The following is a 19905-nucleotide window of genomic DNA, read 5'->3' as shown; positions in this document are numbered from 1 at the left end:
TAGTCCGCTGGAGTCATATGCCGGTACTGCGATCCCACATCGACACCTCCGCTGAGTGGTTCACGAAGAACTGCGACGACATGCGCGAACAGCTCGCCGAGCTGGACGAGCTGCAGCGCCAAGCGGCGGCGGGCGGCGGGCCGCGGGCGATGGCGCGCATGCGCAGCCGCGACAAGATGCCGGTCCGCGAGCGCATCTCGATGCTGGTGGATCGCGACTCGCCGTTCTACGAGATCAGTTCGCTGGCCGGCTACTGCTCGAACTACGCAGTCGGCGGCGGGCTGGTGATGGGCATCGGCGTCGTGAACGGCGTCGAGTGCATGATCGAGGGCAACGACCCGACCGTGCTCGGCGGCGCCATCACAGTGTTCGCCGGCCGCAAGATCATGCGGGCGATCGAGATCTCCCGCGACAACCGGTTGCCGTACATCCAATTCGTCGAATCAGCCGGCGGCGACCTGCGCGGCGACGACGATCCCGAACGGCAGATGCGTGAGCAGGAGAGTCACTTCGCCGAGTCGGGACGCTTGTTCTACGACGTGACCGAACTGTCGAAGCTGAAGATCCCCTCCATCTCGGTGGTCTTCGGCAGCTCCACCGCCGGGGGCGCCTACCAGCCGGGCATGAGTGACTACAACATCTTCATCCGCAACCAGTCGAAGGTCTTCCTAGGCGGACCGCCGCTGGTGAAGATGGCGACGGGTGAGGATTCCGACGACGAGACGCTGGGCGGCGCGCAGATGCACGCCGAGATCTCAGGGCTCGCCGACTACCTGGCCGAGGACGAGGCGGACGCGCTCCGTATCTGCCGGGAGGTCGTTGCGCACCTCAACTGGCGCAAGCTCGGTCCCGGCCCGTCGATGCCGGCCGACCCGCCCGTTCATGATCCCGAGGAGCTGCTCGGGCTGATGCCGCGGGATCTCCAAGCGCTCATCGACTGCCGCGAGGTCATTGCCCGTATCACCGACGGCTCCCGCTTCGAGGAGTTCAAGGCCCGCTACGGCACCACGCTCATCTGCGGCTGGGCCTCCGTCCACGGCTTCCCGGTGGGGTTCCTGGGCAACAACGGCCCGCTGTTCAGCGACAGCTCCGAGAAGGCCACCCAGTTCATCCAGCTGTGCAACCAGCAGGACATCCCGCTGGTGTTCCTGCAGAACATCACCGGCTACATGGTCGGCAAGGACTTCGAGCAGGGCGGCATCGTCAAGAACGGCTCGAAGATGATCAACGCCGTGTCGAACTCGATGGTGCCCCACATCACGGTCATCCTGGGCAACAGCTACGGCGCCGGGAACTACGGCATGTCGGGCCGGGCCTTCAACACCCGTTTCACCTATCTGTGGCCTACCGCCAAGATCGCCATCATGGGGCCCAAGCAGATCGCCGGCGTGATGTCGATCGTGCGCCGAGGCCAGGCGATGCGCCGCGGCATCGAGTTCGACGAGGAAGCCGACCGCAAGATCACCGAGCAGGTCGAGCATTATCACGAGCTGAAATCGCTCTCCGCCTACGCCAGCGGGCGCGTGACCGACGACGGCGTGATCGACCCCCGCGACACCCGCGACGTGATCGCCATGTCGCTGTCTGCCTGCCACAACAACGAGATCAAAGGCGCCGACGGGTTCGGCGTCTTCCGGATGTAAAGGCGGCACGATGATCAAACGCAGTATCAACGCAAGACGCCGCAGCAGCACCGGTCTTCCCGATGTAGGGCGGCTGCCGTGAGCGAGAACACTCCAACCCCGCACCGCCCGATCCGGCGCTTGCTCGTTGCCAACCGCGGCGAAATTGCCCGTCGCGTCTTCCGCACTGCGCAGTCGATGGGCATCTCTACCGTTGCGGTCTATTCCGAAGGCGACGCCGAAGCACCTTTTGTTACCGACGCCGACCTGTCGGTGCCGCTCGGCGGCCGTTCAGCAGCCGAGTCGTACCTTTCCATCGAGAAGGTGACCGCCGCGGCGGTCAACAGCGAGGCCGACGCGATCCATCCCGGATACGGCTTCCTGTCCGAGAACGCCGATTTTGCCCGAGCCGTGATCGAAGCCGGGCTCACCTGGGTCGGTCCGCCGCCGTCGGCCATCGCGGCCATGGGTGACAAGCTCGCTGCCAAGGAAACGATGGTCGCTGCCGGCGTACCGACGCTGCCGTCGGTACCGGTGACTGACGCGATGTCGAATGACGAGTTGGGAACTGCCGCATCAGACGTCGGCTACCCGCTGCTGGTCAAGGCCTCGGCCGGCGGCGGCGGCAAGGGCATGCGCATCGTGGACGGCCCGGACACGCTCGCCGACTCGATCGCCGCCGCGCGGCGGGAGGCGGCCGGCGCGTTCGGCGACGACACGGTCTTCCTGGAGCGCTACTTGCCAGCGCCCCGCCATGTCGAGATCCAAGTACTCGGCGACACCCACGGGAACGTCCTGCACTGCTTCGAGCGGGAATGCTCGATCCAGCGGCGCCACCAGAAGGTGATCGAGGAAGCGCCGTCGCCGGCGGTCACCCCAGCCCTGCGTGAGCGCATGGGCGCAGCAGCGGTCGCCGCAGTCAGCACCATCGGCTACCACTCCGCCGGGACCGTGGAGTTCCTGCTCGAAGGCAGCGGCGACGATGCCGAGTTCTGGTTTCTCGAGGTCAACACGCGCTTGCAGGTCGAGCATCCAGTCACCGAGGAGATCACGGGCCTCGACCTCGTGCGCGAGCAGATCCGCATTGCGGCGGGGGAACCGCTGGGCTACGGCCAGGACGACCTGGCGATCAACGGCCACGCGGTAGAGGCCCGCCTCTACGCGGAGGACCCCGCCAGCGGATTCCTGCCTGCCACCGGCACCGTTGAGCTGTGGGCGCCGGTGGCCGGGTCGCAGGCGCGTTTCGACTCGGGCATCGAGGTGGGATCGGTGGTCGGCACCGAGTTCGACCCGATGCTGGCCAAGGTCGTCGTGGCAGCGCCGACACGGACCGAAGCTGCGCTCGGCTTGGCATCGGCGCTCGATCGCACCCGCTTGGGCGGCGTTGTGACCAACCGCGACTTCCTTTCCGCCGTGCTGCGCAGCGACGAGTTTCTCGCCGGCAACACCACCACCGACTTCATCGACCGGGTGTACTTCGGGAACGCTGAAGCAAGCATGTCGGATCAGCCGAACGGCGGCCTCGCCGCCCAGGAACCTGCGCGTCATCCGCTGTTCATCCACACGGCCGCTGCCGCGGTCGCGCTGGTCTCGCAGGAGTGCAACCGGCGTGACGCCACCCGACTGGACTTCATGACATCGGGATATCGCAACAGCGCCATGCCCGACGAGGTGCTGCCGCTCACCGCAACGATCGGGAGCGCGCTTGTGGAGGCCAGCGTGCAGTACCGCCGCCAGCGCGACGGGAGCTGGAAGATGCGCGTCGGGCAATTGCCACCGACTGGACCGTACGCGGGCATCGGCAGCGACAGCGGCGACACCTCCGACGCAGCCGCGTCCGCTAACGACGATTCGCCGTACACCGACTGGTCGGTACGCACCCACGGAATCAGCCTCCGCCCCCTCGCCGATGCCGGAGCGAACTCACGCGAAGCCGTGAACGCCGACGCTGTCTACGCAAACGATGTGGACGCAACCGTCGACGTGGAGGTTCCGGTCCCGGGGCTCGCAGGATTTCGCGGCGCGTGGGAGGTGAGCCGCCGCGGCAGCCGCTGGTACGCGACGGGGCCCGTCGGCGGGTCGGTCGCCTTGGTGCAACGGTCCCGCTTCCCCGATCCCGATGCCGAGACCGTCGAAGGCGGCCTCGTTGCGCCGATGCCCGGCAAAGTGCTGATGGTCGACGTGGAAACCGGCGACCGGGTGAGCGCCGGTCAGGTGCTCGTGGTGATGGAAGCCATGAAGATGGAGCACCAGATCACCGCACCCGCAGATGGCGAGGTGAGCGAAGTGCGAGCCAGCGTCGGCGATCAGGTCGACAACGGCGAATTGCTCGTCGTCATTACCGCTGACACCTAGCCCAGCCGACGAGGCCGGCGATCGGGCAATCTGGACGGCACCGCAGTCGAATAGCGTCGTCTCGTTCGCCTTGTGAGGGGTTCGACCACCTCCGACATGCCCTACGACCGACAGACATTGCGAGGGGACATCGCAGGCGGTGTGATGTCAGCGCTTGTCGTGCTGACGCCGTCGGTCGCGTTCGGGGTCGCCGCCGGTCTGGACGCGGCCAGCGGCATCTACGCGGCGGTCGCTGTGGGGATCTTCGTGGGGGTCTTCGAACGCGAGCGCCCGCAGTTCGGAGACGTCTCCAGCGTCACCGCCATTCCGATGGCCGTCGTCGTCGCGACGTACGCGGACAGCCTGGGCAAGGCGCTCACCATCGTGATGCTGGCAGGGCTCATGCAAGTCGTGTTGGGCCTGTTGCGGCTGGCCAGGTTCGTCGCCTACACGCCGTACTCGGTCATCGCAGGTTTCACATCGGGAGTCGGCGTCCTGATCATCGTCTCGATGGTCCGCTCGTTCCTCGGACAAACCGTCTGGATCACGAAGCCTGCGACAGCGGTACGGGACTGGCCCGAGGCATTCGCCGACGTCGACTTCGCTGCACTCGCGATCGGAGCGCTCACCTTGGCGGTCGCCCTCACGTGGCCCAAGCGGCTTCGAACGAAGGTGCCGCCGATGCTGGCGGGTCTGGCCGCAGGCACCTTGCTGAGCGTCTTGTGGCTCAGAGACGTCGCAACGCTCGACGACTTGCCGACCGGCCTGCCTGAACTCGCGGCACCGGTGCTGTCGCCAGGCTTTCTCGCCGAAGCGGTAACCCCGGCGCTCACCATCGCTCTGCTGAGCACCGTCAGGGCGCTGCTCTCGATACTCGCCGCCGACGCGCAGACGCGCACGCAGCTGGATCCCGATCGGAGTCTCGTGAGCCTCGGGGCCGGCAACATCGCCGCCGGCATGGTCGGCGCCCGCCAGTTCGAGCGCCTCCAACTCGACAGCGTCGTGTCCGTGCCGCTGCTGGATCAGGTCTTCTTGACCGAACAGAGCGTCGCGTCGAACGAGATCGCCCCCTACTCGGCCCGCACCGGCATCGTGAAGCTGCGCGGCAGCTTCACCGTCGCTTCTTCGAGCAAGCTCATCCGCACGATCGGGGACGACATTGTCGGCCATGAGGTCGTGATCCTCGACTTCTCCGAGACCGAGTACATGGACGACAGCGCCGCCCTCGTCATCGAGCAGCTCATTGACGCTGCATCGGCAGAAGACGTGCACTGCATCGTCATGGCGCTCGGCGGTGAACCCGCTGCCACGCTCGAGTCGCTGAACGTGCTGCGGCGAATCCCGCCTGAGCACAAGGTCTCCACGCTGGACGAGGCCCGGGAAGCGACTCGCCGCTTGCTCGGCTGAACGCCGCGCGCACTGGCGAGCAGCCGGTCAGCAGATCAGCGGTCGGCTGAGTGGTGATTGCCGCTGGCAGCGATGTTGACGCGGCGGCTCGCCTGCGTATGCTCCGCGTCTGTCGCGTGCTTCACGCACACTCGCCGTTGCTGCTCGTCTGTCGAACTCCATCTTGAACTCCACGAGGTTTTCTGACATGAACCTGTCCTTGCTGAGCCGCCGCGCGCGGCTGCTTGCCGTGTCCGTCGCCGCTGTTGCACTGCTGCTGGCCGCTTCATGCAGCAACGGCGACGACGACTCGAGTGCGTCGTCGGCCACCACACAGGCCACCGAAACGATTCAGCCCGCCGAGACATCGCCTACAACCACCACGGCCGACGACGGCGACATGGCCGACAGCGACATGGACGACGGCGACATGGACGACGACGCCATGGCCGACGGTGACATGGCCGACGACGCCATGATCGAAGGCGACATGGCCGACGACGAGATGTCCGACGCCATGACCGAATCGGACGACATGGCGATGTTGGACCCGATCGGGGCACTGGCCGAGGTGCGCACCCAAGACGACGGATCGCTGCAGGTGTACTCCGAGATCGTCATCTCAGCCACACCCGAACAGATCTGGGAAGTGCTCACCGACTTCGCAACCATGCCCGAATGGAGCGACACCTTCCAAGGCCTCACCGGCGACCTCACCGACGGCGGCGAAGCCGTCGCCACCTTCCTCGCCGAAGGCCAAGCATTCCCGTTCCCCCACGTGCTCACCTGGGAAGAAGGCCGCTCATTCGGCTGGTCAGACCCGCTGGCGTTCGCCCCCGGCATCGTCGACGACCACCACTACATCATCGACCGCACCGACGGCACCAACACGCTGTTCATCCAGATCGACACCCTCACCGGCGACGACGCCGGCTACCCCGCCGCAGTCCTCGCCGACCAACTCGTGCAGGGCTACGCCTGGTTCAACCAACAACTCAAAACCGAAGTCGAACGCCGCATCGCCGAGTAAGAGGCTGAGCCGATGGGCGAAGCCGTGGCCCGAGCGGCCCGTGAGCGACAGCGAACAAGAGCGGGAAGCAACTGGTGCGACAGCGGGAAGGATCACCAATCCGCGCATCTTCTCAGGACGCGAACCGGTAGGGCCGATCTTTCGGCACTCTGCCGACGGAAGCCAACGCGGAGAACCGCTCTCAGCCGGTCAGAGGCGAGGGCGATCCTGACGCCGGAATACGGGGTCGACTCGGGGAACTACTGTCAGCGGCGCGCCCGGGCACAATGCCCGCGCCACAGGACAGGAGCGTTCCCATGAGCACCGTCGAAGTACACCGCCCCGGACGGCTCGGCGACCCCGACATGACGCTGGGCACCGACCCCCGCGCTGATCCGCGCATGATCGCTGTGCTGGCGGCGATGGGCCTCGACGGGCACGGCGAGCCGAGCCCGGTCAACGACACCTCGGCGCCCGACGACCTGTACGCCTGGGTGGACGAAGCCGAGCCCGGCTTCGAGATGCTCTTCGATGCGCTGTTCGCAGACCTGACACCGCCCGAGGGTGTGGTGTCGAGCACCGAGGTGATCAGCGGCGTCGACGACAACGATGTCACGCTGTTCATCCACCGCCCAGCAGATGCAGAGGGCCCGCTGCCGTGCGTGTACCACATCCACGGCGGCGGCATGGTGCTGCTGTCCGCCGCAGGCCTGTCCTATGTCCACTGGCGCAACGAGCTGGCATCACGCGGGCTCGTCGTGGTCGGCGTGGAGTTCCGCAACGGCGGCGGCAAGCTGGGCAATCACCCGTTCCCCGCCGGGCTGAACGACTGCGCCTCGGGCCTGCAATGGGTGGCCGCCAACAAGGCAACTCTGGGCATCTCTACGATCACGGTGTCGGGCGAGTCGGGCGGCGGGAATCTGACGCTGGCCACCACGCTGAAAGCCAAGCGCGACGGGTATCTCGACATCATCGACGGCGTGTTCGCGCAGTGCCCGTACATCTCGCGGGCCTATTCCGACCCGCCCGCCGATCTGCCGTCGCTGACCGAGAACGACCAGTACTTCTTGGGCTGCGAGAACATGGGCGGCATCGCCAAGCTGTACGACCTCGGCGGCGCCGACGCCGCCAACCCGCTGGCGTGGCCCAGCTACGCCAGCGTCGAAGACCTCGCCGGTCTGCCGCCGCATGTCATCTCGGTGAACGAACTCGATCCGCTGCGCGACGAAGGCCTCGCCTACTTCCGCAAGTTGCTGGCGGCAGGCAACAGCGCTGCTTCACGGACCGTGAACGGCACCTGTCATGCCGGCGATGTGATCTTCCGCACCGCCATGCCCGAGGTGTACGCCGCCTCCGCCGCAGCGCTGCGCGACTTCGCCTACTCCGTGTAGCGACATCTCGGCGCCTGTTTCCCGGAGCACCTCGTGCGGCTGCGAGCCGCGGCACGCTTGGGCCCCGTCGGCGGCGGCGGCGAAACCGCCACGCCGGCGTCTCGGTTGGCGACCTTGCCGGTCGCTCGACGTTTGCAGGTGCCGCGCACGGAAGCTGCCTCCACGCTGCCGAGCAGCACCGCCACTGCTGCCTGCGCTGGGCGCCGCCGACACTGGGACAGTGCGAAGACGCCATGTGCCCGAAAATGTCAGGTGGCCGAGACGGGACTACAGGTGCGCCAGGCCGGCAGGCGCCCATACCGGCCATTCGGGCGTACCGATTGGCCTGCCGTTCTGGAAGAGCGCGACACGACGGAGTGGCTTGTCCGGCGAGGAATTGTCGTAGACGCAGGTTTCAGTGGCGAGCGTGACGGCCTCGGCGATGTGTCTCCAGAGACGTCTGTGGCGCTCTCGAATCTTGTTCTCAGGCACGTCATGCCCGCCATCGCGGACCCGGTCAGCGACGCGCTGGACCGCCAAGTCCTCCGGCAAGATGATCACATGCAGGGTCACGTCATAGCCGGCAGCCAGCGCCTGATGCACCAGATCGATCTTGGACTCGTGAGAGAACACTGTCTCGGCAGCAAACGAGATCTTGCCCTCGATCAGCGAGTCACGATGATCTTGAGCGGCTTGTGCCGCCTCATACGCATGCGATTGCGGATGGTCGGGCCATCGCTCAGCAGCAATGCGGTCTGCGTTCACGAACGGGACAGCTAGGTGGTCGAGCACGCGCTCATACAGCGTCGTCTTCCCGGATCCGTTCGGTCCGGCGATGATGTGTAGGACTGGTGTTGGCACGGGCGCCTATGGCGATGCGAGAGCGCCTGCTTCTCGTGATGGGAACACCACTACGTTGCCGTCGTCGTCAAGCCCGCTGTACTGCCGCCCGGACGCGCGAAATTCTTCCGCGAGATTGAGAGAGCGTCGGCGATTCTCTGCGATTTCATCCCATCGTGCCCGCACGAGGGCTTGTTCCTGTTCGTTGAGGTCGTCGTAGGACGCGTTGCCGTCGAGCACTCGCTGTATGTCAGCGAGCGAAATCTGCGGAGCCATCTCGAGCGCTCGTCCGATCCTTGCCCAGTGGCTGACCTGTTGTGGGATGCTGCGATCGCACAGCCGGGCCGCCACCTTGGCAGAGTTGTAGATCTCCTCGTCAATCCTGATGGGCGAGCTGCTCGTCGTCATCGAAAAAATTGTAGCAGATTGCTGCATCAGGGATCGTCGCTGCGTGAGCCGATCATCTCCTCGACCCATCGAAGCTGTCTTGGACCAAGCGGTTCGCCCGGGAACACCTGCAAGACGATGTTCTTGACGGTCTCGTGAGAGTCGATGTCACTGAGCGCCAGCAAGCGGCGGAAGTCTGACTGATCGGTTCGACGGGCGGAGCGCGCCTTCATGGCGATCATGTGCTGCGGGGACGCTGCGACCACGGACAAACAGGGATGCTCGTACACGGTGGAACCATGTCGCTCATGCTCTGGGGGCATGTACGCCGTCGCCTGTTCATTTATCCACGTTGTCGGCCAGCCGCGTTCCCGGGCGATCTCCCCCGCCGCACGCATGATCTCGTCATAACCAGCAACGATTGCGGCATCCACATCGCGAGTGAGCCGACTCTCGTCATACACCAATGCCATTGCTGCCCCGCCAACCACGTAGATGCGCGCACTCACATTCCTCTTCGCCAGCCGTCCAGCGAGGTCATCGAAGGCATCACGTATGTCGGAAGCGCTGAGCGGTTCCATGCCTACACGACGATGAGTTCTTCTCGTGGGAACCAGATGCCATGCGCCTCGAACACGGTCGGCGTCGTCACAATCGTTCGGACTCGGTCGTAGCCGTGGCAGCCTCCGGCATACCAGAAGGTGCGCAGAAAGCGATCCGGCCGGTGCACCCAAGTCGGTGGTTCGATGCCATCTTCTAGGCATCGGTTTTCGACATACGCTGCGAGGAACGCATCCCAGTGCGGATCGATGCAAAGCGGTTCTTGAATGACGAGCTCGATGCGCCGCCCAATCGGCGTGTCCTCCCAGACCAGACCGAAATCGTGCAGCACTAGCCGCAGTCGCCACTCCTCGCTCTCCCTGCACAACGCCGGCACATAGCGCCACAGAGCATTCGGCGGCTGATCGATTCCCGCTGGCGTGCTCGAGGAATTGCCGATGACGGTGACCACGTCGCCAGTGCCAGCCATGACAGCCAGCGTAACGGTGCGACCTTCAGCCGATCTTCCTCATCCCGAAGTGGTCGCGGACCTCGCCCGAGCCGTCATGCACCACGTACTGATGCCAACTGCCTTCCTCAGCAGCACAGTTAGCGATCGAGGATTCGTGCAGCGTTGTCGCGCAGGTATTTGCGCTCGATGTGGCGAGGCAGCTCCCAGCCGGCCACGATGCGGCGCAGGTCGGTGAGCGGGCCGCAATTCGGGTAGACGCTCCCGAACAGGATCTGATCCGGAAGCTGGCGCGCCAGCGCGGTCACGTAGTCCTGGGAGCCGGGGAACCCGTAGTGGACGTACTGGCCGGGCACGATCACCACGTTGGGCTGCTTGTAGGCGACGCCGAGCGCCTCGCGCACGTACGGCCAGCCGCCGTGCTGCATGGACACCGTGAGGCCGGGAAAGTCGGTGGCGACGTGGTCGACGTACTCGGGGCGGCAGTCGTCTTGGTACGGGCCGAGCAAACAGCTCATCGTGGTCGACACGATGAGGCCGAGACGCTGCGCTTCCTCGTAGATCGGATAGAGCTCCCGGTCGTTGAAACGGCGGCTGATCTCGGCGGTGGACGGGTCGACCGTGACGCCACGCATTCCGTGGGATGCGAGCTCGCCGATAGCCGCGACAGCAGCGCTGACATCACTGGATTCGACAGAGCCGAACCCCACGAAGCGGTCCGGATGCTCATCGACGATGGCCCTGATCTCGGCCGAGCCGGTCGGGTCGAGCCCGCGGATGCCCGTGGGGCCCGGCACGCCGATGACGCCCAGCGAGATCCCAGCCTCGTCCATCTCGGCGAACATCAGCTCGCGTGATTGGGACACGAAGCTGGGACACGGTTCGAGGCCCATCCGCTCGAGGTAGTGGTAGGTGGTCTCGGGTGTCCAGCTGCGCGCTCCGATGGGCCGGAACCGGAAGTCGATGACAGCTATGTCGTCGCCGTCGCTGCCGTCCGCCGAGGCGTTCGGGTCGTGGGCCACGGCAGCGATGCTCAGACGGGAGCGTCAGCGGTGATGACGATCTTGCCAAAGAAGCGGCGCTCCTCCATGGCCCGGTGCGCCTCCACGCCGTCGGGCAACGGCACCAGCGAGTCGATGACCGGCACCAGTTCGCGGGTCTGCACCATCCTCAGCAGCTCATCGAGGTCGTCTCGCTTCCAGCCGTTGGATCCGCGGATGTCCATCTCGGCGGTCCAGATGAACCGCAGGTCGGTCGGCGGGTCGTAGCCGGCCGTCGCACCGCACGTCAGGACGCGCCCACCCTGGCGGACGCAGCGCAGCGAGCGGGCCCACGTGTCACCACCCGTGAAGTTCACCACCACGTCGTAGCCGCCCCCGCCGAACAGACCGCCGGTCTGTTCACGGCAGTAGCGGGCGATGTCGACCTCGGAGTAGTTGATCGTTTCGTCGGCGCCGAGGTCGGCAAGGCGCTGGCATTTTTCGTCGGTGCCGGCTGCGGCGATCACCCGTGCACCTCGCATCTTCGAGATCAGCAGCGCGCTGGTGCCCACGCCCCCGCTGGCGCCCAGGATCAGCACGGTGTCGTCGGGGCCGACTTCGCCACGGGTGATCATCATCCGGTGTGCCGTGCCGTAGGCCACGGGCAGGCATGAAGCATCCTCGTAGGAGACATCATCGGCCAGCGCGATCAGCTGGCTCGCAGCCACCACGACGTACTCCGCGTAGGCGCCCCAGAGCGTGTCGCCGATCATGGAAAACGTGCCGGTCCCGCGGTTCCACCGGACCGGGTCCACCAGCACCCGGTCGCCCAACGACCATCCCTCGACATCGGACCCGAGTTCGGCAACCTGCCCGGCGGCGTCGCAGCCGGGAATGCCCGGCAGCGGCACCTTGATGCCAGGCATTCCCTTGCGGGTGAACACATCGTGATAATTGAGCGAGCAGGCTCGCACCGCAATCCGAACTTCGTCAGGTTGCAACTCGGGCGCGTCGATGTCGCGATACGCCAGAACGTCGATGTCGCCGTGCTCGTCGAAGACGATTGCCTTCATTGCGTCAACCTCCGTGCCCCGACGGCGACGCTAATTCAGCCGCCGACGAATATGACGATGGCGAAGCGGCGAGGCCGCCCACGGATGCGCGCGGCCGTTCCCCGCCACAGCGCGCCATGGCATCACCTGCCGGCGCAGCCGCTACGAGGCCGAGGCTCGATCTCGCTCGATGGTCGCGTCCATGTCGGCCAGCACGTCACCGCGCAAGGCCCGCACGGTGCCGGCGTAGGCGCGGGCGTCGAGCGTGTCCGCGAGCTCCGCGGCGACCTCGAGCGCTCTGTCCACCACTGCATCGGGGCTGACGGCTTCGTCCAAGAACCCAGCCTCGGCCGCTCCCGCGCCGTCCAAGAGACGAGCGTTGGCGACGCATCGCTGGAGGTGACGCTTCGACAATCGCTCCTTGGAGATTGTCAAGGCCCAGTCCGGCAGGGTCAGCGCAATCGCGACCTCGTTCAAGCCGATCTTGACTGGGGCATCGGGCCCGATCCGGTGATCGCAACCGAGCAGCAGCAGGGCCCCGGCTGCGACCGCATGGCCAGTGCAGGCCGCCACCACCGGCACCGACGCGCCGTAGGTCCGTCGCACCATTGCGCCGCCCGCGGACACCAGCTCCATGGTTGCGGCACGGTCGCCGCTGCGGATCACGTTGAGGTCGAATCCCGCGAAGAACGCTCGGTCGTTGCCTGCGATCACCACAGCCCCGACGCCGTCGTCGGCCTCCGCCTCGTCGATCTGGGCATCGAGCGCCGCAAGCATCGGCACCGAGAAGGCATTGGCTTTGCCGTCGTCCACCCGGACCAGCAGCACGCTGCCGTGCCGCTCGGCCGAGACCGTGCCATTGGGGGGTTCGTTACCTGATGCTGGGGTGTCACTCATCGCCCGAATGCTACGGCTGCGCCTGAGAGGCTGAGGCGATAGGCGAAGCCGTGGCCCGAGCGGCCCGTGAGCGACAGCGAACACGAGCGGGGAACAATTGGTGCGACAACGAGGGGGTGCACCTAACCGCGTGTTCGCTGAGGACATGCCGGTGCCGGGGCAGCGCAGCGGTTATTAGGGTGCGCCCATGGCTGTGCCGGTTGCCGAGGTGGAGATGCCCGAAATCGGCCTCGACGCCGACGCCAGCGAAGTGCAGCGGCGGGCTGCGCTGACCGATCTGGCTGCGCGTACCTGGATCGCCCGCACCCCGCTGGGATACGTCATCACCCGGCACGCGGACGTGACCGCCATGCTGCGGGATCGGCGCTGGTTCAGCGCCATCGGCCTCATCGCCCAGATGCAAGGCGTCGACGACCCCGAATGGAACCGTCGCAGCGGGCAGAACATCCTGGGCATGGAAGGTGACGAGCATCAGCGGCTGCGTCGGCTCGTGGGACCGGCATTCACTCCCAAGGCGGCCGAACGGCTGCGCCCGTTCATGGCCGAAGTCATCAATGAGCTGGCAGACCCGCTGTGCGCCCGCGGCCACGGCGATTTCGTCGTCGAAGTCTGCGAGCCGTACCCGATACCGATTGTCTGCGAACTGCTGGGTGCCCCCCGAGACGACTGGGAGCTGTTCAGCCGCCTCGCCACCGACATTTTCCGAGTGTTCAACGGCAACCTGGCGCGCGACCTGCAAACGATCATGACCGCTCAGGACGAGATGGGCGCCTACATGTCCCAGCTCATCGCCGAACGGCGCGCCGAGCCCCGCGATGACCTGCTCTCGGATCTGATCGCTGCGGAGGAAGCAGGTGACCGGCTGACCACCGAGGAGATGCAGTCGCTGGCCAATGCCGTGCTGCTCGCCGGCACCGACACCACGCGAAATCAGCTCGCCTGCGCTGTGGAGCTCTTCGCTCGCAGCCCGGACCAGCTCCGCCTGCTGCGCGACCAGCCGTCGCTCGCACCCCAGGCTGCCGAGGAAGTCATGCGGCACTTCGGCGCCATCCGGGGCACCGCACGTTACGCCAGCGAGAACATCGCCTACCGCGGCGTCGAGTTCCCGCCGAGCACGCTGATCTTCCCCAGCTTCACCGCCGCCAACCATGACGAATCGCAGTTCGATCAGCCGCTGCGCTTCGATATCACTCGCCGGTCGAGTGCGCCGCACATGACCTTCGGCAGCGGCATCCACTACTGCTTGGGTGCGTTCTTGGCCCGAGCCGAACTGCAAGAAGCACTCAAGGTCGTCGCACAGCGCATGCCTGATTTGCGCCTCGACGGCGAGGTGGAATGGAAGCCGGTATCCAACGGCATCTGGGGGCCATCAACGCTGCCGATCAGGTTCACGCCGGGGCACTGACCCCCGCCACCGCACAGATGGGCCGTCTGCCCGAGGTCTTCACGGTCATTGCGGCCCCGCTCGCCAACGCGGTGTCCACGCCGGGAGCCCCGGCAACAGACGCCGCGGCAAGCGGCAAGCCTCCGACCGAACGCGTGCGCTGGGGGCGGGTGGTGCTGGTGGCCCTTTCCGGGGTGGTGTCGCATGTCTTCGGACGGGCCACGGTCGGGGTGCTGGTGCCCGCAATGGCCGACGATCTCGAGCTGAGCGACACGCTGATCGGCGCACTCGGCTCGGCCAACATGGGCGCCTACTTCGCCGGAGTGATCATCGTCACCTTCACCGCCGGGCGCATCGAGCCGTTCATCTTGCTGCGCGCCGGCATCGTCACCTCCACCGTGGGTCTGGCGGTGATCGGCACAGCGTCAAGTGCCGCAGCCGTGGTGATCGGGACGGCGCTGGCCGGCCTTGGCGGCGGCGGCATCTGGCTCACGGCGCCGGTCATTGCCAGCGAGGGTGTGCCTGCGTCTCGTCGCGGTGCTGCGCTCGGCACGCTCACCGCCACTATGGGTGCTGCGCTGATCGGCGTGCCACTCGCGACCACTGCCCTTCGCAGCTTGGCGGCCGACGATGCGCTGTGGCGGCCCATCTGGCTGATCCAGGCTGTGCTCTCAGTCGTGCTGTTAGCGGCGCTGTCAGTCTTTGTGCGGGCTCGACGCACCGAACGCGTTGCCGCTGTGGGCGGGTTCGGGGCCCTGTTCCGAATTCACGGATGGAAGCGGGCTGTGGCGGCGTATGTGGGGTTCGCGTACATGGCGTCGTCGTTCGCCAATTTCTTGGGACGGGCACTGGAGGGCGATCACGACTTCAGCCGGACGGCCGCGACACTCGTGTTCTCATGGATGGGCGCTGGCTCGATCGTGGGCGCGCTGGCTTTCGGCCGTCTCAGCGACCGGATCGGACGGCCCGCAACCATGGCCACGGTCATGGCCCTGATCGCCGGTGCCAGCGCAGTCTTGGCGACACGTGCGCCTGGCGCCTTGATCATTGTCGCCGTAGTGGTCTTCGGCGCAGCGTCCTTCTCGTTCCCGTCGCTCACTGCGACCTTCGTGAGCGATCACGTCTCTGACCGCACCTTTGCCGCAGTCCTCGGCTCGATGACGATGTTCTACGGCCCTGCGTCGGTGATCGGCCCGGCAACGAGCGGCTGGCTCGCCGACCGGACCGGGAACTTCAGCGCGACCTATTGGGCCATCGCGGCGATAGCTGCGGCGTCATGCATCTGCATGTCAACGATGCGTCAAAGAAATGCTGTGGCGCCCCAGCAGGCGCCGCTGGGCTGAGCGTCAGCTCAGCTCATCAGCTGCTTCTTCATGGCAGCAGCGGTTGCCAGCTTCAGCGAGCGGCTCGGACCGATCTCGATGGACTCGCCGGTCTGGGGATTGCGACCCATGCGGGCGCCGCGCTCAGACATCGAAAAGGTGCCGAAGCCCGGCCAGGCGATCTTGCCCCCGGCCTTCGCTTCTGCCGCGACGAGATCGAAGAATGCCGTCAGCGTCTTCTCTGCGTCGCTCGCAGCCACACCGGCTTCAGCGGCTACCGCCTTGATGGTTTCTGCCTTGTTCGCCACAGTCCAGTTCCTCTCGTAAAACGATTCGGTGCATCACCTCAGCACAGAAGTACGCCGAGGTGGTGGAATTGCGGCCCGCTGTCTATCGGCGCGATCCGCCACTTGCACCCCGCAGCGAGCGTCGATGCGGCTGGTCGTCGCGCCCGTCGCTTCGCACATCGAAGGCGTCACGCAGCCCATCGCCGATGAAATTGACGCACAACACGGTGACGGCGATCGCCAGGCCAGGCGCGATCACGAGCCACGGGGCGACGGTCATGAACCCCTCGTTGCCGCCCAGCATGTTGCCCCAGGTAGGCGTGTGAACCGGGCTTACCCCCAGCCCCAAGAAACTCAGCACCGACTCGGCCAGGATCGCAGCAGCCGCCGCCAGCGAAACCGCCACGGAAATCTCACCTACCAGGTTCGGCAACAGATGGCGAAACATGACCCGCCACATGCCCGCACCCATCGCCCGCGCCGCCGCAACGAATTCCAGCTCGCGCAATGCCAGGACCTTTCCCCGGATGATCCGCGCCACCGCCATCCAACCCAGCAGTGACAGCACCAACACCACATCGAAGATGCTGTCGCCCAGCATCCGCGCCGCCATGATCACCACCATCAGGGCGGGGAGCGCCAACAGCGTGTCGGTCAGTCGCATCAGCACGGCGTCGACGGCCCCGCCCACATAACCGGCAACCATGCCGACGAGCGCCCCTCCGAGCGTCGCCAGCAAGGCGACCGATACGCCCACGGCGAGCGTGACGCGACCTGCGAAGAGCAGCTGACTCAACGTGTCCCGGCCCACGGTGTCAGTTCCCAGCAGATAGTCGCGGCCCGGCGCCGCGAGCACATCGGCGGCATGCGTGCGGCCCGCCGGATAGGGCGCCAGCAGTTCGGCGCCGACAGTCGCCACGGCAATGCCGACCAGCACAGCCAGCGACACCAGCGCAAGGCGGCGGCGGGCGAATCGTCGCCATGCAATCACCGCGGGCCGCTGCGTGCGGCGAGCCTCAGCGGCTGTCACGACGGATCCTCGGGTCGAGCACGCCGTACAACAGGTCGGCTGCAAGGTTCATCACGATCACTGCGGCTGCAATGATCATGGTGGTAGCCAGCAGCACGGGGTAATCGCCGCCGAACATGGCGTCAAGGAACAGTCGGCCCATGCCCGGGTACTGGAAGACCTGCTCGGTCACGATGAGCCCGCCGACGAGCTGCCCGACATCGACGGCGGCCTGCGTCGTCACGGGGATCAGCGCGTTGCGGACGCCGTGTCGGACCACCACGGTGCGCTCCGGCAGGCCCCTGCCGCGGGCGGCCCGGATGTGGTCCGAGCTCATCACATCGAGCAGGCTGGCCCGCATGTAACGGCTGTAGACCGCGACGAGCTGCAACGACAGCGCCGTCATGGGCAGCACGAGGTGGCGCATCCGATCCACCAGGTCGAAGCCCTGCTGACCAGGCGAGTACAACCCCGCTGTGGGAAGCAGCGGAGGGTCGAGGCCCAGCCAATTCGCCAGGTACAGCCCGAACAACAGCTGCAGCATGAGACCGAGCCAGAACACCGGGATCGAGATGCCGGCGAACGAGAACGTCGTCATGGCGTTGTCGATGAAGCCGTTGGGGCGCACCGCCGACACGGCGCCGATCGTGATGCCGACAGCGAGCGACAGCACCACCGCCACGGCGATGAGCACGAGCGTATTGGCGAGCGCGGTACGCACGATGGGCCACACATCTGATCCGTTGCGTACGAGCGATATGCCCAAATCGCCCGTCACGAAGTCGCCCAGCCACTGCAGGTAGCGAAGCGGAAGCGGATCGTTGAGCCCCAGCGACTCCAGATAAGCGGCCCGATCCGCTGGGGTGACTCGCGGGTTCACGGCCAAGTCGCGTCCCGGCTTGGCGATCCGGTTCGCTGCCCAGAACACAGCGAACGAGATGGCCCCCAGGATCGGCACCATCGTCGCGATGCGTCGCAGGACGTAGCGCGTCACGCCTGAGAGCCTGCCAGCCCGCTAGCGGGTTATCTGCGCATGGAGGGCACTCTCGCCTCGCGTGCGGTCACTTGGCAAGCACGGTCCAGTCGAAGATGTCGAAGAACCCGCCGTAGGGACTCGACACGTAGGCACCAGGACCCGACACCGCGGTGCTGTCCCAGATGATCATGTTGGGCAGGATGTACAGCGGGATCCACGGCACGTCGTCGGCGAGGATCTTGCTCAGCTGATGAACCATGCCGAGCCGCTTCGCCGGGTCCACCTCAGCATCGATGGCGAATGCCAAGTCGCTGACTTCCTGGTTCCGGTAGGCCGTGAAGTTCTGGCCCGTGTAGCCGTTCTCCTCGGTTGGCACGCCGTCGATGTCGTACAGGCTTGCCACCGACGGGTCCGGATTGGTGCTGTTCGCGAACAGGGCCACCGGGCCGAAGTTCATCACCGGCAGACGGTTCTGGAACAGCTCGCCGGGGTCGTAGTTGTTGATCTCCCAGCCGATTCCCAGTGGAGCAGTCATGTCGACGACGAGAGCCTGCACGTCCTCTCGGCGCTTGTTGCCGGCCACGGTGTTCCACGCCAGAACCAGCTCTTCGCCGTCGGCGTTCACCCACAGGCCGTCGGGGTCGGGCCGCGTCCAGCCATCGGCTTCGAGCAGCTCCGCGACCTTGGCCGCGTCCTGCGTGTAGCGCGCGAAGTCGTCCTGGCACCACGGGCCGAATCCGGGATTCCAGCCCGCGCATTGCAGTACCGGCGGGTCGGCGACGATGGTGCCCAGCGCTACCTCGCCGATCTGGCCGCGATCGAGCGCGTAGGCAACCGCTTGGCGGACGTTGCGCGTCATGTCGAAGCGGCGTTCGGGCGCGTCCTGGTTGATCCAGAGGCCTTCCATGTACGTGCCCTCGGCGACCTCATAGGTCAGATCGCCGGTGATGCGCTCCCGGGCGCCGGGAAACGGCTGCGGAAATGCCGCCATGGCTTCGCCGGTCTGCAGGGCCAGCAGCTGAGAGTCGGTGTGCTCGCGGGGCACCATCACCACCCGGTCCACCAGCGGGATGCGCTCGGCGTCCCAATAGCTGCGATTGGGAACCAGGATGTGCTGCTCTTGGTTCCATTCCTCCTGGATCCACGGTCCGCCCGAGACGGTGATCTCGTCGTTCCACTGGTCGGCGATGTCGGTGTCGGGGCCCAGCTCGTGCGCCGGCAGCAAGCCGCTGAACAGCGTCGGCCACGGCGCATACGGCTCGCTGAACGTGATGACGGCCGTGTGGGGATCGGAATGGTCGACATCGGTGATGAGATCCAGACCGATGGTGCTCAGCGTGCCGGTGGTGTCGAGCCCGGCACGCCATGTGAACCAGACGTCGGTGCTGGTGATGGGCGTGCCGTCGCTCCAGGTCGCCTCGGGATTCAGCCGATACGTGAGCGTGAATGTGCCGTCGTCTGCGGTGACGAGGCCGCCGTTCGCGACGGTCGGCTCCTCGACGAGCAACGACGACGCGACGTACGTATTGGTCTGGTCGAGCTCCATGAGCCTCGGCAAGTAGTGGATCAGCACCGACCAGATCGTCCAGGTGGCATTCGCACACGAGGTGACGGGATTGACACACTCGGGCCACTGCTCGACGGCAAGCACCAGCGTGCCGCCACCCGTTGCATCTTGGCCATCGGGCTCACCCGACTCGGCCGGCTCGGTCACTCGGGGCTCTGAGTCGTCGGCCGATGTGGCGCTGTCGCTGCTGCAGGCCGCCCCCAGCGTCGCCACAACGAGCATGAGGGCACCGAGCCGCCGCAGCGGCCTTCGAGGCCGGCCAGCAACGACGGCGTTGGCTGAGGTTGCATGAAGACGCGCGGAGTCCATAGCGGCACGCTACTTCCGACTGCCGAGGTCTCTGAGGGAACGCGCGGATGGGTGGGCCTTCTCATCGAACCGCCAGTTGTTTCCCGCTCTTGTTCGCTTCGCTCACGGGCCGCTCGGGCCACGGCTTCGCCTATCGGCTCAGCCTCTTGTGAAGAACGGGCTTGT

The 19905-nt window shown here is 66.2% G+C and carries 18 protein-coding genes; 7 read left to right on the top strand and 11 right to left on the bottom strand.

Annotation, left to right across the window (positions count from 1 at the left end; genetic code table 11):
- Positions 1-17 precede the first annotated feature (17 nt).
- The 5 genes from ACOGJB_RS14995 to ACOGJB_RS14975 all read left to right on the top strand — a co-directional run bounded on the left by ACOGJB_RS14995 (position 18) and on the right by ACOGJB_RS14975 (position 7742).
- Positions 18-1643, top strand: coding sequence for an acyl-CoA carboxylase subunit beta (locus ACOGJB_RS14995; protein ID WP_419837895.1), 1626 nt, complete (start codon positions 18-20; stop codon positions 1641-1643).
- Positions 1644-1721: 78 nt separating this feature from the next.
- Positions 1722-3977: an acetyl/propionyl/methylcrotonyl-CoA carboxylase subunit alpha gene (locus ACOGJB_RS14990; protein ID WP_419837894.1), complete on the top strand. Its 2256-nt coding sequence runs from the start codon at positions 1722-1724 to the stop codon at positions 3975-3977.
- A gap of 72 nt (positions 3978-4049) precedes the next feature.
- Positions 4050-5363: a SulP family inorganic anion transporter gene (locus ACOGJB_RS14985; protein WP_419837893.1), complete on the top strand. Its 1314-nt coding sequence runs from the start codon at positions 4050-4052 to the stop codon at positions 5361-5363.
- Positions 5364-5550: 187 nt separating this feature from the next.
- A complete protein-coding gene (locus tag ACOGJB_RS14980) occupies positions 5551-6372 on the top strand; it encodes an SRPBCC family protein (protein WP_419837892.1) in 822 nt (273 codons plus the stop codon).
- Between the two features lie 296 nt (positions 6373-6668).
- Positions 6669-7742 carry an alpha/beta hydrolase fold domain-containing protein gene (locus tag ACOGJB_RS14975; RefSeq protein ID WP_419837891.1) on the top strand — a complete coding sequence of 358 codons (1074 nt, stop codon included), beginning with the start codon at positions 6669-6671 and terminating at the stop codon, positions 7740-7742.
- 267 nt (positions 7743-8009) lie between these two features.
- Here the strand turns inward: ACOGJB_RS14975 and ACOGJB_RS14970 are convergent, their stop codons facing one another.
- From ACOGJB_RS14970 to ACOGJB_RS14940, 7 genes are all read right to left on the bottom strand, one after another.
- Positions 8010-8582, bottom strand: a complete 573-nt coding sequence (locus ACOGJB_RS14970; protein WP_419837890.1) for a zeta toxin family protein — start codon at positions 8580-8582, stop codon at positions 8010-8012.
- Between the two features lie 6 nt (positions 8583-8588).
- On the bottom strand, positions 8589-8969 hold the full coding sequence (locus ACOGJB_RS14965) for a TA system antitoxin ParD family protein (RefSeq protein WP_419837889.1): 381 nt from the start codon (positions 8967-8969) through the stop codon (positions 8589-8591).
- A 26-nt stretch (positions 8970-8995) separates the two neighbouring features.
- On the bottom strand, positions 8996-9529 hold the full coding sequence (locus ACOGJB_RS14960) for a DUF6036 family nucleotidyltransferase (RefSeq protein ID WP_419837888.1): 534 nt from the start codon (positions 9527-9529) through the stop codon (positions 8996-8998).
- A 2-nt stretch (positions 9530-9531) separates the two neighbouring features.
- Positions 9532-9978, bottom strand: coding sequence for a hypothetical protein (locus ACOGJB_RS14955; RefSeq protein WP_419837887.1), 447 nt, complete (start codon positions 9976-9978; stop codon positions 9532-9534).
- A gap of 119 nt (positions 9979-10097) precedes the next feature.
- Positions 10098-10979 carry an amidohydrolase family protein gene (locus ACOGJB_RS14950; RefSeq protein ID WP_419837886.1) on the bottom strand — a complete coding sequence of 294 codons (882 nt, stop codon included), beginning with the start codon at positions 10977-10979 and terminating at the stop codon, positions 10098-10100.
- A gap of 11 nt (positions 10980-10990) precedes the next feature.
- Positions 10991-12010, bottom strand: coding sequence for a zinc-binding dehydrogenase (locus ACOGJB_RS14945; RefSeq protein ID WP_419837885.1), 1020 nt, complete (start codon positions 12008-12010; stop codon positions 10991-10993).
- A gap of 141 nt (positions 12011-12151) precedes the next feature.
- Positions 12152-12886, bottom strand: a complete 735-nt coding sequence (locus ACOGJB_RS14940; RefSeq protein ID WP_419837884.1) for a crotonase/enoyl-CoA hydratase family protein — start codon at positions 12884-12886, stop codon at positions 12152-12154.
- Positions 12887-13073: 187 nt separating this feature from the next.
- Between ACOGJB_RS14940 and ACOGJB_RS14935 the strand changes: the two genes are divergently transcribed.
- Together ACOGJB_RS14935 and ACOGJB_RS14930 are read left to right on the top strand one after the other, a co-directional pair.
- Entirely contained in the window at positions 13074-14291 is a 1218-nt protein-coding gene (locus tag ACOGJB_RS14935) for a cytochrome P450 (protein ID WP_419837883.1), read from the top strand.
- A complete protein-coding gene (locus tag ACOGJB_RS14930; RefSeq protein ID WP_419837882.1) occupies positions 14222-15613 on the top strand; it encodes an MFS transporter in 1392 nt (463 codons plus the stop codon). Before ACOGJB_RS14935 ends, ACOGJB_RS14930 begins: the two co-directional genes overlap by 70 nt.
- Positions 15614-15621: 8 nt before the next feature.
- On the opposite strand, the gene ACOGJB_RS14925 is transcribed toward ACOGJB_RS14930, so the two are convergent.
- From ACOGJB_RS14925 to ACOGJB_RS14910, 4 genes are all read right to left on the bottom strand, one after another.
- Entirely contained in the window at positions 15622-15900 is a 279-nt protein-coding gene (locus ACOGJB_RS14925; RefSeq protein WP_419837881.1) for an HU family DNA-binding protein, read from the bottom strand.
- A gap of 82 nt (positions 15901-15982) precedes the next feature.
- Complete coding sequence (locus ACOGJB_RS14920) at positions 15983-16909, bottom strand: ABC transporter permease (RefSeq protein ID WP_419837880.1); 927 nt, start codon at positions 16907-16909, stop codon at positions 15983-15985.
- Positions 16896-17882, bottom strand: a complete 987-nt coding sequence (locus ACOGJB_RS14915) for an ABC transporter permease (protein WP_419837879.1) — start codon at positions 17880-17882, stop codon at positions 16896-16898. The genes ACOGJB_RS14920 and ACOGJB_RS14915 overlap by 14 nt, the downstream gene beginning before the upstream one ends.
- 67 nt (positions 17883-17949) lie before the next feature.
- The gene (locus ACOGJB_RS14910; protein WP_419837878.1) at positions 17950-19740 is read right to left on the bottom strand and encodes an ABC transporter substrate-binding protein; all 1791 of its coding nucleotides are present in this window, start codon (positions 19738-19740) and stop codon (positions 17950-17952) included.
- Positions 19741-19905: the final 165 nt, after the last annotated feature.

The organism is Candidatus Poriferisodalis sp., assembly GCF_965208895.1.
In the GTDB taxonomy this organism is placed as follows: Bacteria; Actinomycetota; Acidimicrobiia; order Acidimicrobiales; family Poriferisodalaceae; genus Poriferisodalis.
This window is presented reverse-complemented; position numbering and strand designations above follow the sequence as displayed.